The sequence below is a fragment of the Bacillus sp. FJAT-52991 genome, from assembly GCF_037201805.1.
Taxonomy (GTDB): Bacteria; Bacillota; Bacilli; order Bacillales; family Domibacillaceae; genus Bacillus_CE; species Bacillus_CE kandeliae.
On sequence record NZ_CP147404.1, the window covers coordinates 2,308,268 to 2,323,672 of the forward strand.

Below are 15,405 nucleotides of genomic sequence, written 5' to 3' on the forward strand. Positions count from 1 at the left end.
CCCGCTGTTTTATTCGTTCGTTTTAGGATACACATGGGAAAATAAATTCTCCACCGCTTGCGAAGGGGTCATTTCCCCATTCATCGCTTTTCTCTCCATCTCTTTTATATGCTCTTTGACATATGAATGCTGATAAAAGTTCGTTTTTAACTGTTCAAGAATTAATGTGTGCATCCATTCCTTCGTCTGGCTGCTTCGGCGTTCGTCAAAAACGCCACTTTCTTTCGTCGCCTTCTCAAATGCCTGAATCATCTCCCAAATCTCGACAATTCCTCGCTGTTCGATCGATGAACATGTATACGCTTTTGATTGCCAGCCTTTTGTAGATGGCTGCAGCATATGAAGAATTTGATTAAACTCTCGCTGCGTCTTTTTCGCCAAAGGCTCATTCTCTCCATCCGCTTTGTTGACAATAATCGCATCAGCGAGCTCCATAATCCCCTTTTTCATGCCTTGGAGCTCATCGCCGGCTCCCGTTAAGGCAAGCAAGAGGAAGATATCAACCATGCCGCGAACGAGGAATTCACTTTGGCCCACTCCGACCGTTTCGACTAAAATAATCTCAAACCCGGCCGATTCACAAAGAAGCATCGTCTCACGCGTTTTTCGATGCACACCGCCAAGCGTTCCGCTAGATGGAGAAGGCCGGATGAAAGCATTTGGATGTTTTGCTAACAGTTCCATCCGAGTTTTGTCGCCAAGAATGCTGCCTCCACTAATAGAAGAGCTCGGGTCAATAGCCAGTACCGCTGTTTTAAATCCGCTGTCACATAACATTTTACCGAACGCTTCAATAAATGTGCTTTTCCCCGCTCCCGGAACACCAGTAATTCCGATGCGAATCGACCGACCGGTTTGCGGCAATAATTGTTGTAATAGCTCTTGTCCAAACTGATAATGCTCGTTGGCGTTACTTTCAATGAAGGTAATAGCTTTCGCCAAATCCTTTCTTGACCCGGAACGCACACCAGCAACAAGTTCCTCTATGTTCGGCAAGCTTTTCACTTTTTTTTGAAATCTTTTCTTTTTCGAAGAAGTGAAGCCATCATGTGAGGAAGCAATCCCCTTCATCACATGAAGAGCAGAATCACCGCTCTCTTCTAGCTTCGGATCTTGTTTTTCATCCATTATTCATTCACTTCCTCGTAACCGAGGCTCTTATAAATTTCTTCTAAAATCTTTTGGGCAGATACCGGAATCACCGTTCCTGGTCCAAAAATAGCTGCCGCTCCATTCGCACGCAGGAAATCATAATCCTGTGCAGGGATGACACCACCAATGAAAACGATAATGTCTTCACGGCCAAGCTTTTTCAATTCGGCAATTAAGGCCGGCAGCAATGTTTTATGACCCGCTGCTAACGAACTGACACCAATCGCATGGACGTCATTTTCAACCGCTTGTAAAGCCGTTTCTTCTGGCGTTTGGAAAAGCGGGCCGATATCGACATCAAACCCTAAATCTGCATAGGCTGTAGCCACTACTTTCGCCCCGCGGTCATGTCCATCCTGCCCCATTTTAGCGACCAACATCCGAGGTCTACGTCCTTCCTGCTCATTAAATTCCTCTGTCATCCGTTTCACTTCTTGGATTTGCTCTTCATCAGAGAAGTTAGAACTGTACACGCCGCTCACTGATCGGATCACCGCCTTATGTCTGCCACTAATGATTTCGATTGCATCGGATATTTCGCCTAAAGTCGCTCTTGCTCTAGCGGCATCTACAGCTAGTGCAAGCAAGTTTCCTTCTCCGGTTCTTGCCGCCTCGGTAATCGCTTGAAGAGCAGCCGCCACTTTCTCTTCATCCCGCGTTTCCTTCATCTTTTGAATGCGTTCAATTTGCTTTAAACGAACGGCTGTATTATCAATATCTAAAATATCGATTGGATCCTCTTGTTCCAGACGATATTGGTTCACCCCAATGATGGTTTCCGTTCCAGAATCGATTTGTGCCTGACGTCTTGCAGACGCTTCTTCAATTCTCATTTTCGGAAGACCTGTTTCAATCGCTTTTGTCATCCCACCAAGCTCTTCGATTTCCTCAATATGCTTCCATGCTCGCTCCATCAACTCATTCGTCAATGTTTCTACATAATAAGAACCCGCCCATGGATCGATCACTTTTGTAATACCTGTTTCTTCTTGTAAGTAGAGCTGCGTATTACGAGCAATTCTAGCAGAGAAATCCGTCGGCAAGGCAATCGCTTCATCGAGTGCATTTGTATGAAGAGACTGTGTATGTCCCATAGCCGCCGCATGAGCTTCAATCAACGTTCTTGTTACATTGTTGAATGGGTCTTGCTCCGTTAAGCTCCAGCCAGATGTTTGCGAATGCGTTCTCAGTGCCATCGATTTGCTATTTTTCGGTTCAAACGGCTTCATAAGCTGAGCCCAGATGCGACGAGCTGCTCGCATTTTTGCCACTTCCATAAAGTAGTTCATCCCAATTGCCCAGAAGAAAGACAATCGCGGGGCAAAGGAGTCAATGTCAATCCCTGCTTTTAATCCCGTACGAACGTATTCAAGGCCATCCGCTAATGTATAAGCAAGCTCAATATCGGCTGGTGCACCCGCTTCTTGCATATGGTAGCCAGAAATACTAATGCTATTAAATTTCGGCATATATTTAGACGTATATTCAAAAATATCAGCAATCATCCGCATCGATACATCAGGAGGATAAATGTACGTATTACGCACCATATACTCTTTTAAGATATCGTTTTGGATCGTCCCAGATAATTTCTCTTGAGATACGCCTTGTTCTTCGGCTGTGACGATATAGAAAGCCATAATTGGTAAAACGGCTCCATTCATCGTCATCGACACCGACATTTGATCAAGCGGAATGCCAGCAAATAAAATTTTCATATCCTCAACAGAGTCAATGGCCACTCCAGCTTTTCCGACGTCTCCAACCACTCGTGGATGATCGGAATCATACCCGCGGTGAGTCGGCAAATCAAACGCAACAGATAACCCCTTTTGTCCCATCGCTAAGTTGCGGCGGTAAAACGCGTTACTTTCTTCTGCTGTCGAAAAGCCGGCATATTGCCGAACTGTCCAAGGTCGATTCACATACATTGTCGGATAAGGTCCTCTTGTATAAGGGACCACCCCCGGCATATCATTTGTATGCGAAAGTTCTTTCGTGTCTTCCTTTGTGTAGAGAGGATGCAAAGAGATAAACTCGTTCGTTTCAAAAGAAAGCTCTTCAAAAGATTTTTTAACTTCATGCTCTAATGACTGTTTCCATTCCTCTAAAGAATTCTCTTTCTCCGCAACGAATGGATCCACCTTGTTAAAATTAGGTTTACTCATGAGTAGCTCCTCCTTCCCATAATGCTAATAAAGATGAAAGCTTATCTAAAAGGTTTTGTCCCGCAAACACATGTCCATTAAGTCCTGCTGCCCGCCATTCTGCGTTCTCCTCTTCTGAAAGCTTGCCGGCAATATCTATTTGAATGGCTGTTTCTGCTTGTTTCAACTCAGCCACTAAGCTTGGACCGAATTCCTTATACGTCTCATCTTTTCCACAAATACAGTAATAAGGGAATTGAGTTTCTTTTACGTAACGTACTGCCTCTTCTACTGAATGACACTCGTCGCTCAATTGAACAGAGATTCCACCAGTAGAAAGCACACCTGTCACATAATCTGCTCGTGGTTTAAAGTCCTTCAGTTTGCCCAGGCAAATAAGACCTGCTTGAATCGTTTTTCCACTGGCTTGAATGCCCACTGCGCGTTCCCTTAATTGTTCAAAAGGCTCGGCTAACCGTTGAGATTTCACTGGTATCACTTGTTCCCCGCTGTCTCTGACATGAAGTTCAGCCAACGTCCGCTCTTCACTCACTTGATTAAGCAATTCTTTATAGGAAGTTACTTGTCGATCGGCTAATAACACTTCCATTCCCTCGTGCTCACTAAAGAATGTTTCATTCAAATCAGCGTAAATATTTGTCCCGATCATCGACTTTTTACGAACAGCTAAATCGACAATCCGCTGCTCTAGCACTTGGGCTAATTCCTTCTGGAGTGTTCCTTCTTTCAATACGGATAGCATTCCGCCACTTTCTTCTATTTGCAAAAATTTCTTCCACGCTGCTTGGGCGAGCTCATTCGTTAAAGACTCAATGAAATAAGAACCACCTGCCGGGTCCACCACTTTCGTCAAATGAGATTCACTTTGTAACATCAATGGAATGTTTTTAGCTACACGTTCTGCTAAAGTGGAAGTTGTGCCATTGAATTGGTCAAAAGGTGTCACTTGTAAATATTCTACTCCCCCAAGCAAAGCAGCAAATGCTTCACTACCTGTTCGCAAAATATTGACATGACGGTCTAGCTTTGAAAGCGTAAATTCAGACGTTTCTGCACCAACCGTTACCTTCACAGCTTCTCCATGAATTTGATAAGATTCACATAACGCTGTCCATAGTTTACGAAAGGCACGTAGTTTAGCGACTTCCATGAAAAACTGTGAACCTATTGCGAAGTGAAAACTAAATAATTGAACCGCCTCTAATGGCGTCCACCCTTTCTCCTTTAGCCATTCTATATAGAAAACGGCCTGAGACAACGCGATGGCAATTTCTTGAATGGCAGTTGCACCTGCTAAATCGTAAGGAACTGTGTTGATCACTACCGTTTTGACTTTCGGGTAACGCTGCTTCATTTCTGTTAATGCCTCAAAATGAAGATCGAGCGCTTGCTCATCCGGAACTAGTCCCTTTGCCGCGAAATGCGATAACAGATCTGTTCCTATTACTCCTTGTAATTCAGCTAGATCCGCTTTTAAAAGAAAGGCTGAGAACGCTAGAAAATGATCTTTTGTGTTTATGTATAACGGATATGGATTAGATAACAATTGGGAACATTCACGGAAGGTCATTCTCGCTTGTTCCTCAATAGAAAAAGAGAGTGCATCCTGCCCTGCTTGCATAGCAGCTGATAGCTTCGTTTGTAGATTACTAGCTGAATGAGCTTTTAATGGATGAGCCGTTTTTAATGACCTTTCTACATAGCCACCTTTATAAAATCCACGAGTATAACTAGGGATACCTGGAAACTGTTCTTCTTCCACACTTTCTATGTCTGCTTTTAAATAGAGCGGTTTTAATGTAATTTGTTCGTATGTCTCTGTATATAGCTTAGCCAATGACTTCCCCTTTAATGATGCTTCAGCCGTCTTTTTCCATTCCTCTAACGACACATGCTCAAAATTTTGAGATTTCATCTCTTCAATCTTCATCTCGTCTCCCCCTTTGCCTTGTAATCGTTTTCAATCCGAGGTATAAAAATTCTAAATATTATACCTATTTTTATTTTATATGAAGGTTTACTATGAATCAATCAGGGAAACCTAAAAAAACAAGAATACCTCTTCCCTTTTTTAGGGAAAAAGAAAAAGCATTTCGTGAAAAAAAACGTGGAACGTGCTATTCTATTATTACCCTTCTACACAAGAGAGGGAATCAAAGTTAGGGGAGAACATAATGAAAAGAATTATCGCATGGTTAGGGGTGCTACTCCTAAGCTTTGGAACGATGGCTCAAGCAGATAGCGTCGTCGGAGATGTAATTGTTACTCTCGGTGAAAACTTAACACCCGCTCAAAGAGAACAAGTACTTGAACAAATGGATGTTCCTGCAGATGTCACAACCGTAACGGTATCAAATGAAGAAGAACATAAATATTTAGGAAACTATATTCCAAAAGCACAAATTGGATCAAAAGCGATTTCATCAAGTAAAATAACCATGAAAGAAAAAGGCTACGGCATTAATGTGCAAACAAATAATATTTCATGGGTATCGAAAGAAATGTATGCTAACGCTTTGTCCACTGCGGGAGTTAAAGATGCCGATGTCTATATTACCGCTCCGTTTGAAGTGTCTGGAACAGCTGGCTTAACTGGACTCATTAAAGCGTACGAAACATCAACAGGCGAAAAGATCCCAGAAGAGCAAAAGCAAGTGGCCAATGAAGAAATGGTCACAACGGCGAAACTTGGCGAGCAAATCGGGGAGCAGCAAGCAACTGAATTAATTGCACGCGTGAAAGAAGAAATAGCACAGGAAAACCCACAAACGATTCAAGATATTCAAGTCATTATTAACAACGTGTCAAATGAGCTCAACGTCCAGCTCAATCAAGAGCAAATGGATCAGTTGACTGCCCTCTTTGACAAAATGAAAGACTTGAACATTGACTGGGATCAAGTCACGAATCAAGTGGACAAAGCACAAGAGCGATGGAATGAGTTCAAAAACTCTGAAGAAGGGCAAGGAATTTTACAAGCTATCCTTGACTTTTTCCAATCAATTATTGACTGGTTTGCGAGTCTCTTTAAATAACTAAGAAAACTGCTGGGAGCTTCCCGGCAGTTTTTTTATGATATACGTAAAAACAGCAAAAAAAGTCAAGAATCTCCACTTATTCTTTAGTATTCTGTAATTGAAAGGAGGAACTACCGTGAACTACCAGCCAATGTTACAAAAAACGATCGACTATATCGAAAATCATTTAAGCGAAACACTCACACCAGAAAAGGTCGCCACCCATGCTGGCTTCTCCATGTTTCACTTTCATCGTATCTTTCAGAAAGAAACAGGGATGACAGCGGCAGAGTATATTCGCCGCAGACGTTTAACGAATGCGGCATCCATGTTGCTTTATACCGATGAAACGATTATCCAGATCGCTTATCATTTTCACTTCAACACACAGGAATCGTTTACAAGAGCTTTTAAAAAAGTGTACCAAATGCCACCGGGACAATATCGAAAAATTATGAGCCCAATTTTACAATCAAATGGAGGGAATCAAATGGACAGCCAACAAAATGTAAAGGGATGGTTTTTAAGCGGAAGTCATCCGCACAATTATCAAATGGGAAGAGATCAACAAGTAATCCACCAAGGGCACTATTCCGGTTATTTGAAATCTGTAACCGTTCAAGACGAAAATGAATTTGCTACAATGATGCAGGAATTCAGAGCGGAGAAATTTATTGGAAAACGAATAAAGCTATCCGCTTTTATTAAAACGGAAAAGGTGCAGCCGCTTTGTGGGATGTGGATGCGCGTCGATAATGTGGTAGGTGATGTCATGCAATTTGATAATATGTATAATCGGCCGATTCAAGGTGATACAAATTGGAACCTTTATTCCATTGTTCTGGATGTGCCTGCTAACAGCTCCAGCATTTCTTTCGGTATTTTGCTTTCTGGAACCGGTCACGTATGGACAGATAGCTTTACATTTGAAGAAGTAGATAAAAATGTGCCTGTTACTCATCTAAACTTTACAGAAACATTATTAGATGAGCCAACAAATTTATCATTTGAAGAAGAGGTTCTTACTGATGAATAAAATCTTCCTATACATTCGAACTGCGATCATCAGCTCGATTAATGCTCTATTTATTTGTGCCATCAACAGAATCCTTCACTTTGGTACTGTTTTATTGTTTGATGCCGAAAGAAAGACTTTGTTTTCAAAAGAGTCTCTGATCATTTTTTCTCTAATATTCTTGGCTAATTTCGCTTATATAGTGGTCACTGAACAAGATGGAGAGAGGCTGACTTAATCGGTCAGCCTCTCTTGTTATTAATAAACAGACGTTTGCTCTGATACATTTTCAAGAATTTCTTTCACGCGCTGCAAGAAGCGGCCGCAAACGAGTCCATCAAGTACACGATGATCAAGTGATAGGCAAAGATTGACCATATCACGAACGGCAATCATTCCATTGTCCATTATGACTGGACGTTTTACAATCGATTCTACTTGCAGGATGGCTGCTTGAGGGTAATTAATAATTCCCATCGACTGAACAGAGCCGAATGATCCCGTGTTATTAATCGTAAATGTACCCCCTTGCATATCATCCGCTTTTAGTGTGCCTGTACGAACTTTTCCAGCCAATTCATAAATTTCACGACCAATGCCTTTGATCGTTTTTTCATCTGCTTGTTTAATGACTGGAACAAACAAAGCATCATCTGTTGCAACAGCAATGGATAAGTTAATCTCTTTCTTTTGAATGATTTGATCACCTGCCCACATCGAATTGATTTGTGGGAATTCTTTCAGTGCTTGGGCTACCGCTTTAATGAAGAAAGCAAAGTACGTTAAGTTAAAGCCTTCTTTTTGTTTGAACTCTTGCTTAATGGAATCGCGATAAGCAACAAGATTCGTTACATCTACTTCCATCATCGTCCAAGCATGAGGCACTTCCTGTTTGCTGCGTACCATATTAGCTGCAATCGCTTTTCTGACACCGCTGACAGGAATACTCACATCACCAGGAAGAGGAGAAACAGCTGGCTTGACAGTCTTCGGAGCTGCTTTTTCTTCATAAACAGGTGCTTGAATTGGAGCCTGTTGCTCACGGTTTTCACGTGCAGACGGTTCATTTGTCTGCAGAATGGCTCCAGACTCAACGACTTTCAAAATATCCTTACGAGTAATTCTTCCACCTTTTCCGGAACCTGTTACTTTCGTTAAATCGATGCCATGCTCTTGAGATAATTTCAATACGGCAGGAGAATAACGAGCTTTATTTTCATTTCCAGCCGCTGTAGGTTCAGCAGGTTGCTCAGCCTTTTCTTGTTTCGGTGCTTCTGTTTCGGCGCTTTCACCGGCCCCTTGCACGTCCATTAAACAGATTACTTCGCCTACTTCTAACGTATCGCCTTCAGCAGCCGTTAAGTCTTTAATGACACCGGTAAAAGAAGACGGCACCTCCGCATTGACTTTATCCGTCATCACTTCAGCAATGGGATCATATTTATTGACTTGATCACCTACGTTGACCAACCATTTGCTAATCGTTCCTTCTGTCACACTTTCTCCAAGTTGAGGCATCGTTACCTTTTCTACACCCATACAAACTCCTCCTTCCTTCTCTATTAGAATTCTGCTAGCTCTCTCATCGCTTTTTCTACTTTATCCGGATTCACCATGAAGTATTTTTCCATCGTCGGTGCATACGGCATTGCTGGTACATCAGGGCCCGCTAATCGTTTAATTGGAGCATCAAGATCAAATAAGCAATGTTCCGCAATGATGGCGGATACTTCACTCATGATACTACCTTCCTTATTGTCTTCCGTTAGCAGCAGTACTTTCCCCGTTTTACTAGCCGCTTCGATAATCGCTTCTTTGTCTAACGGATAAACGGTACGTAAATCTAGAATTTCGGCTTCGATGCCATCTTTAGACAGTTTTTCAGCTGCTTGCATGGCAAAATGGACACATAGACCGTACGTGATAACTGTTAAGTCTTCTCCCTTACGCTTAATATCCGCTTTCCCGATTGGCAACACATAATCATCCGTAGGGACTTCCCCTTTAATTAAGCGGTAAGCTCGTTTATGTTCAAAAAATAATACAGGGTCTTCATCACGGATCGCTGCTTTTAATAACCCTTTCACGTCATAAGGCGTAGAAGGCATAACAATCTTTAGACCTGGTTGATTGGCAAAAACAGCTTCTACTGATTGCGAATGATATAACGCTCCATGAACGCCACCGCCATAAGGAGCACGAATCACCATCGGACAGCTCCAATCATTATTGGAGCGATAGCGAATACGAGCCGCTTCTGAAATAATTTGGTTCACAGCGGGCATGATAAAGTCAGCAAACTGCATCTCAGCAATTGGGCGCATCCCGTACATCGCTGCACCAATTCCGACTCCGGCAATCGCCGACTCCGCAAGCGGCGTATCCATGACTCGGTCCTCGCCAAATTGTTCATATAACCCTTGAGTGGCTTTAAATACGCCACCTTTTTTTCCAACATCTTCCCCTAAAACAAACACTTTAGGGTCCCGTTCCATTTCTTCACGAATCGCCATTGTTACCGCATCAATATAAGAAATTACTGGCATCATTTACTCCCCCCTTATTACTTTTGTGCATAGACAAATGTAAGTGCATCTTCCGGATTTGGATAAGGTGCATTTTCCGCATAATCTGTCGCTTCATTCACTTGAATCATTATGCGATCATTGATTTCTTTTTCGAGTTCATCATTCATGACACCCGTTTCTTTTAAATACGCACCAAACGTAATAATCGGATCGTTTGTTTTTGCTTTTTGCACCTCATCTGGTGAACGATAGCTACGATCATCATCATCGGAAGAGTGCGGAGTCAAACGATAAGAAACCGTTTCAATTAATGTCGGTCCTTCACCGCGTCGTCCACGTTCAGCTGCTTCTTTCACATATTTATAAACTTCAATCGGGTCGTTTCCGTCAATGGTGAATCCCGGCATCCCGTATCCAATCGCTCGGTCCGATACATTCGCACAAGCTAATTGCTTTTCCACTGGAACAGAAATCGCATATTTATTGTTTTCACACATAAAAATAACTGGAAGCTTATGAACGCCTGCAAAATTGGCTCCTTCATGAAAATCCCCTTGGTTCGATGAGCCTTCTCCAAATGTCACAAACGTCACTAAATCTTGCTTCTCCATTTTTCCTGCTAATGCAATCCCGACTGCATGCGGAACTTGTGTCGTTACCGGAGAAGATCCCGTGACGATATGGTTCTTCTTTTGGCCGAAATGTCCAGGCATTTGTCGGCCGCCGGAGTTAGGGTCTTCCGCTTTCGCAAAGCCAGAAAGCATAATCTCCTTTGCTGTCATGCCGAACGTCAACACGACGCCTAGATCACGGTAGTAAGGGAGTACGTAGTCCTTCTCTTGATCGAGAGCAAACGCCGCTCCTATTTGTGCCGCCTCCTGGCCTTGACAGGAAATAACAAACGGAATCTTACCTGAACGGTTTAATAACCACATCCGCTCGTCTAAACGACGGGCAAGCAACATCATTTCGTACATCTCTAGTACCTTTTCATCACTTAATCCTAATGTTGCGTGACGATTTTCAGCCATATTTATTCCTCCTTGAGTAACATATTTTAAGAATGAATTGCTTTACCATCAACAGCCAGAGCAGCTTCACCAATCGCTTCACTCAATGTCGGATGCGGATGAATCGTATGAGCTACTTCCCATGATGCCGCATCAAGCACACGAGCCAGCCCTGCTTCTGAAATCATATCCGTCACATGAGGACCAATCATATGAACGCCGAGTAAATCATCTGTTTTTTTGTCAGCTACGATTTTGACAAAGCCATCACTTTCTCCGTAAACGAGCGCTTTTCCGATCGCTCGGAAAGAGAATTTGCCTGTTTTCACTTCATAGCCTTGATCTTTCGCTTCTTGCTCGGTTAAGCCAACACTCGCTGCTTCCGGGCTTGAGTAAATACATTTAGAAATGGTTGTATAATCAATCGGGTACACTTCTTCGTCTGCTAAATGTTCCACAGCCGTTACCCCTTCATGCGAAGCGACATGAGCAAGTTGAAGACCACCAATCACATCACCAATCGCATAAATATGGGATTCCTTCGTTTGATAAAATTCGTTAACGGAAATAAAGCCTTTTTCTACAACAATATCTGTATTTTCAAGACCAATTCCTTCCACGTTCGCCTGTCGTCCAACTGAGACGAGCAGTTTCTGTGCTGTAAACGAGCGCACTTCATCATTCACTTCGGCTTGAATCGTGACTTGACTATCTTGCTTTTGTACCGTTTCAGCAAGCACTTTGGCATTCGTCACAATATCAATACCTCTTTTTTTCAATAGCCGCTCCATTTCCTTAGAAATGTCCTCATCCTCTGTCGGAATCACCCGATTGGCGTATTCTAATACCGTCACTTTCGCACCAAAATCAGCTAACATGGAGGCCCATTCAATCCCGATCACGCCTCCACCGACGATAATAATCGATTCAGGTACTTCCTTCAGCTCAAGTGCTTCATCGGAAGAAAGAACCCACTCCCCATCAAAATCTAGCCCAGGTAACATTCTTGGACGTGACCCTGTGGCAAGGATGACATTTTTAGGAATGAGCATTTCATTTTCGCTCCCATTATTCATTTCTACGGAGATCGTTCCTGGAAGTGGTGAAAAAATCGATGGACCTAGTATACGACCGATGCCTTCAAACACATCAATTTTCCCTTTTTTCATCAATCCAACGACTCCATTATGAAGCGTGTTAACAATGGTTTCTTTTCGCTCTTGAACCTTTTGAAAATTCAACGAGACCTCTCCTGTAGAGACACCGAATTCCTCACTTTTTTGAGCTGTTTTAAATACTTCAGCACTTCGAAGCAAAGCTTTGCTTGGAATACAACCTTTATGTAAGCAGGTGCCCCCTAGCTTACTCTTTTCAACAATGGCCGTCTTTAATCCGAGCTGCGACGCTCGAATAGCCGCTACATATCCACCCGTTCCTCCACCGAGAATGACTACATCATATTCTTCAGCCATTGATTCTCCTCCTCTACTCTTACTCTTTCGTTGATGACCTTTTTATTAATGCTTTAGTGATCTTTTAACGTCTTGATAAAATATGGTGACCGTTTAATAAAAACTGACTGCGAGATCCACGCATCTTCGCAATTCTTTCTTCCGCCATACGATCGGCCGCTTTATATGTTGGAATCCCGTCACGGTTAGAGATCTCAATTACTTTTTCAATATTGTTATATATTTGTTCTACTTTTCTCATCGCCCGATCACGGTTGTATCCATGAAGTTCATCGGCTACATTAATCACTCCACCTGCATTAATAACATAGTCCGGTGCATAAATGATGCCGCGCTCATGCAATTCATCGCCATGGCGATCCTCTTTTAATTGATTGTTGGCAGAGCCCGCTATCACTTTTACTTTCAGTTGCGGAATCGTATCTGAATTGATGATCGCTCCAAGAGCACATGGGGCGAAAATATCAGCTTCCACTCCATAAATCTCGTCTGGATTTACTGCTTGAGCACCAAAATCAGCCACTGCTCGCTGAACAGATTCTTTATTAATATCTGTCACGATCAGCTTTGCTCCTGCTTCGTGAAGATGACGGCAAAGATGATAAGAAACATTTCCTACTCCTTGAACGGATACAGTCAATCCTTCTAATGAATCTGTGCCAAATGCTTCCTTTGCCGCTGCTTTCATACCGACAAAGCAACCGTAAGCTGTCACTGGAGATGGATTACCTGAAGATCCAAAGGCTGGTGAAATACCTGTCACATAATCTGTTTCTTCATGAATTAAATCCATATCCTCGACAGTTGTTCCCACATCTTCAGCCGTAATATAACGACCGTTTAACCCTTGAATGAAACGGCCAAATGCTCGGAACATTTCTTCGCTTTTATCTTTTCGAGGGTCGCCGATAATCACCGTTTTTCCCCCGCCAAGATTAAGCCCTGCCGCTGCATTTTTATATGTCATTCCTTTAGCTAAACGAAGGGCATCCTCAATGGCTGCTTCTTCTGATGCATATGTCCACATTCTCGTTCCACCAAGCGCTGGTCCAAGCGTTGTATCATGGATAGCAATAATGGCTTTTAATCCCGATGTTTTATCTTGACAAAAGACCAGTTGCTCGTAATCATAGGTTTCCATATATTTAAAAATTTCCATTATAAATCCTCCTTATTTACACATAAATAATTTTAACCTCTTCGTTTCTAATATTGCAATTATCATGCCAATCCTTTTTTCATGAAAACGCTTTAATTCCCAAATAGAAACGTGCAAATAATTGCACTATATGAATTTTTTTGCATGCATTTTAATTCAAGTTATACTTTTCTAATTTGTAGTACAAACTGCGAATGGATACACCTAACTTTTTCGCTGTGGCAGTTTTATTTCCGTTATTTTGCTCAAGAGCGGCTTTAATTACTTTTTTTTCATAGTTGTCCATCATTTCTTGAAGGTTTTCACAACATTCGTCCTGATCAAGCGCCTTTCTTTCATGAGCCATTGAATCAGGTTGCCCTTCAATGACATACAGTGTGCCCGCATCGATCAGCGTCTCGGTGTACGTCGAAAAAATCATCGCTCTGCCTAAAATGTTTTCTAGTTCACGAACATTGCCAGGCCAAGGATAATTCATTAATTTCTTTAAAGCTGCTGGCGTCAGCCCCTTTACATTTCGGCCATAATCTTGATTTAACTTAATAATTAAACGCTCACATAGTAACGGAATATCCGCTTTTCTATTTCTAAGCGGAGGGATATGTATCGGCATTCGATTCAAGCGATAATACAAGTCTTCACGAAAGCTGCCATCCACCATCGCTTTTTCTAAATTGACATTGGTCGCTGAAATAATACGAACATTGATCGGAATCGATTTTGTCCCACCTACTCGAACAATTTCTTGCTCTTGCAGCACCCGTAACAGTTTTGCCTGAGTGTTGGCACTTAATTCACCAATTTCATCAAGAAAAATACTGCCATGATTAGCTTCTTCAAAAAGCCCTCTCTTTCCCCCGCGCCGCGCTCCTGAAAAGGCGCCTTCTTCGTATCCAAACAGTTCACTTTCTAACAATGACTCGGAAAGAGCGGCGCAATTTACTCGGATAAATTTATTGTAACGTCGATCGCTGGCATTATGAATCGCATGAGCAAACAACTCTTTTCCCGTTCCTGATTCTCCTCTTAAAAGAACAGTTGCTGGCGTACTTGCTCCCACTTTCGCTTGTTCGATCGCTATTTTCATTTCGTCGGAGTTTCCGACAATATCTTCAAATGTATATTTCGCTTCTAACGTTCGAATAATTTGCCTTGCTCTATTCAATTGTTTCGTTAATGACTGTATTTCTGTTAAATCATGAATGACGCCCACACTGCCCTTTAATTGTCCATCAACAACGATGGGAGCCACATTGACGACGACTTCTCGTTTCTTTGAGCCAACATTCATTTTCACGCCTCGCATTGGTTGCTTCGTTTTAAGCACTTGGAGATGAACGCTTTCTCCTTCAGATATGTCCGTTGTAGCTGGCTTGCCGATCACTTCTTCTTTACTTAACCCAGTTAATCTTGTATAGGCAGGGTTAATTAACAACCCTCTTCCTTGTTCATCCACAACAGAGATGGCATCATCGCTTGAATAAATAATCGCTTCAAGCATTGTTTGTACTTCTTTTAAATTGGTGATTTCTGTAGCCAAGTTCAGCACTTCGGTAATATCCTTAAAAACAGAAAAAGCCCCAATGACTTCCCCTTCATCAGTAATCATTGGAATGCGCGAAGTAATAATTTTTAAACCGGTAGAGAGTTGATGTTCTTGATTAATCTCCGTCTTCTTTTCTTGCATGACTTCCGGAAGTCGACTAGTTGGAATGACATTTCTAATATGTTGACCAATCGCCTTGTTTTTATCTATTCCAAGGATTTGTTCCGCACTTTTGTTGTACAAAATAATTTTTTCAGAGTGATCGACTACAATCATTCCTTCATCAATTGATTCAAAAATAAGATCATATTGCATCTTTCCACCCCCTACTTTCTTTC

General features: G+C 42.1%; 12 protein-coding genes. 3 read left to right on the top strand and 9 right to left on the bottom strand.

Features of this window, described 5'->3' with window-relative positions; genetic code table 11:
* Positions 1 to 9: 9 nt before the first annotated feature.
* The 3 genes from meaB to WDJ61_RS11920 are packed head-to-tail and all read right to left on the bottom strand — an operon-like array spanning position 10 to position 5,250.
* A complete protein-coding gene (meaB, locus tag WDJ61_RS11910; protein WP_413789010.1) occupies positions 10 to 1,128 on the bottom strand; it encodes a methylmalonyl Co-A mutase-associated GTPase MeaB in 1,119 nt (372 codons plus the stop codon).
* Entirely contained in the window at positions 1,128 to 3,320 is a 2,193-nt protein-coding gene (gene scpA / locus WDJ61_RS11915; protein WP_338749983.1) for a methylmalonyl-CoA mutase, read from the bottom strand. The genes meaB and scpA overlap by 1 nt, the downstream gene beginning before the upstream one ends.
* Positions 3,313 to 5,250 (bottom strand): methylmalonyl-CoA mutase family protein, encoded by a 1,938-nt coding sequence (locus tag WDJ61_RS11920; protein WP_338749985.1) that lies wholly within the window; start codon positions 5,248 to 5,250, stop codon positions 3,313 to 3,315. Before WDJ61_RS11920 ends, scpA begins: the two co-directional genes overlap by 8 nt.
* 244 nt (positions 5,251 to 5,494) lie before the next feature.
* On the opposite strand from WDJ61_RS11920, the gene WDJ61_RS11925 reads away from it, so the two are divergent.
* From WDJ61_RS11925 to WDJ61_RS11935, 3 genes are all read left to right on the top strand, one after another.
* The gene (locus WDJ61_RS11925) at positions 5,495 to 6,355 is read left to right on the top strand and encodes a DUF1002 domain-containing protein (RefSeq protein WP_338749987.1); all 861 of its coding nucleotides are present in this window, start codon (positions 5,495 to 5,497) and stop codon (positions 6,353 to 6,355) included.
* A gap of 118 nt (positions 6,356 to 6,473) precedes the next feature.
* Complete coding sequence (locus WDJ61_RS11930; protein WP_338749989.1) at positions 6,474 to 7,373, top strand: AraC family transcriptional regulator; 900 nt, start codon at positions 6,474 to 6,476, stop codon at positions 7,371 to 7,373.
* Complete coding sequence (locus WDJ61_RS11935) at positions 7,366 to 7,590, top strand: hypothetical protein (protein ID WP_338749991.1); 225 nt, start codon at positions 7,366 to 7,368, stop codon at positions 7,588 to 7,590. Before WDJ61_RS11930 ends, WDJ61_RS11935 begins: the two co-directional genes overlap by 8 nt.
* 20 nt (positions 7,591 to 7,610) lie before the next feature.
* On the opposite strand, the gene WDJ61_RS11940 is transcribed toward WDJ61_RS11935, so the two are convergent.
* The 6 genes from WDJ61_RS11940 to WDJ61_RS11965 all read right to left on the bottom strand — a co-directional run bounded on the left by WDJ61_RS11940 (position 7,611) and on the right by WDJ61_RS11965 (position 15,382).
* Complete coding sequence (locus tag WDJ61_RS11940) at positions 7,611 to 8,891, bottom strand: dihydrolipoamide acetyltransferase family protein (protein WP_338749993.1); 1,281 nt, start codon at positions 8,889 to 8,891, stop codon at positions 7,611 to 7,613.
* A gap of 23 nt (positions 8,892 to 8,914) precedes the next feature.
* Positions 8,915 to 9,898, bottom strand: coding sequence for an alpha-ketoacid dehydrogenase subunit beta (locus tag WDJ61_RS11945; protein WP_338754784.1), 984 nt, complete (start codon positions 9,896 to 9,898; stop codon positions 8,915 to 8,917).
* A gap of 17 nt (positions 9,899 to 9,915) precedes the next feature.
* Positions 9,916 to 10,911 (bottom strand): thiamine pyrophosphate-dependent dehydrogenase E1 component subunit alpha, encoded by a 996-nt coding sequence (locus WDJ61_RS11950; RefSeq protein WP_338749995.1) that lies wholly within the window; start codon positions 10,909 to 10,911, stop codon positions 9,916 to 9,918.
* 26 nt (positions 10,912 to 10,937) lie between these two features.
* The gene (gene lpdA, locus WDJ61_RS11955) at positions 10,938 to 12,362 is read right to left on the bottom strand and encodes a dihydrolipoyl dehydrogenase (protein ID WP_338749997.1); all 1,425 of its coding nucleotides are present in this window, start codon (positions 12,360 to 12,362) and stop codon (positions 10,938 to 10,940) included.
* A 64-nt stretch (positions 12,363 to 12,426) separates the two neighbouring features.
* A complete protein-coding gene (gene bcd, locus WDJ61_RS11960; protein WP_338749999.1) occupies positions 12,427 to 13,521 on the bottom strand; it encodes a branched-chain amino acid dehydrogenase in 1,095 nt (364 codons plus the stop codon).
* A gap of 151 nt (positions 13,522 to 13,672) precedes the next feature.
* Entirely contained in the window at positions 13,673 to 15,382 is a 1,710-nt protein-coding gene (locus tag WDJ61_RS11965) for a sigma-54-dependent Fis family transcriptional regulator (protein ID WP_338750001.1), read from the bottom strand.
* Positions 15,383 to 15,405 lie beyond the last annotated feature (23 nt).

Coding starts and splice junctions, on each gene's coding strand:
- WDJ61_RS11920 (WP_338749985.1), bottom strand. CDS start 5,250: ATGAAGATTGAAGAGATGAAATCTCAAAATTTTGAGCATGTGTCGTTA.
- WDJ61_RS11945 (WP_338754784.1), bottom strand. CDS start 9,898: ATGCCAGTAATTTCTTATATTGATGCGGTAACAATGGCGATTCGTGAA.
- scpA (WP_338749983.1), bottom strand. CDS start 3,320: ATGAGTAAACCTAATTTTAACAAGGTGGATCCATTCGTTGCGGAGAAA.
- lpdA (WP_338749997.1), bottom strand. CDS start 12,362: ATGGCTGAAGAATATGATGTAGTCATTCTCGGTGGAGGAACGGGTGGA.
- bcd (WP_338749999.1), bottom strand. CDS start 13,521: ATGGAAATTTTTAAATATATGGAAACCTATGATTACGAGCAACTGGTC.
- WDJ61_RS11925 (WP_338749987.1), top strand. CDS start 5,495: ATGAAAAGAATTATCGCATGGTTAGGGGTGCTACTCCTAAGCTTTGGA.
- meaB (WP_413789010.1), bottom strand. CDS start 1,128: ATGGATGAAAAACAAGATCCGAAGCTAGAAGAGAGCGGTGATTCTGCT.
- WDJ61_RS11950 (WP_338749995.1), bottom strand. CDS start 10,911: ATGGCTGAAAATCGTCACGCAACATTAGGATTAAGTGATGAAAAGGTA.
- WDJ61_RS11935 (WP_338749991.1), top strand. CDS start 7,366: ATGAATAAAATCTTCCTATACATTCGAACTGCGATCATCAGCTCGATT.
- WDJ61_RS11940 (WP_338749993.1), bottom strand. CDS start 8,891: ATGGGTGTAGAAAAGGTAACGATGCCTCAACTTGGAGAAAGTGTGACA.
- WDJ61_RS11965 (WP_338750001.1), bottom strand. CDS start 15,382: ATGCAATATGATCTTATTTTTGAATCAATTGATGAAGGAATGATTGTA.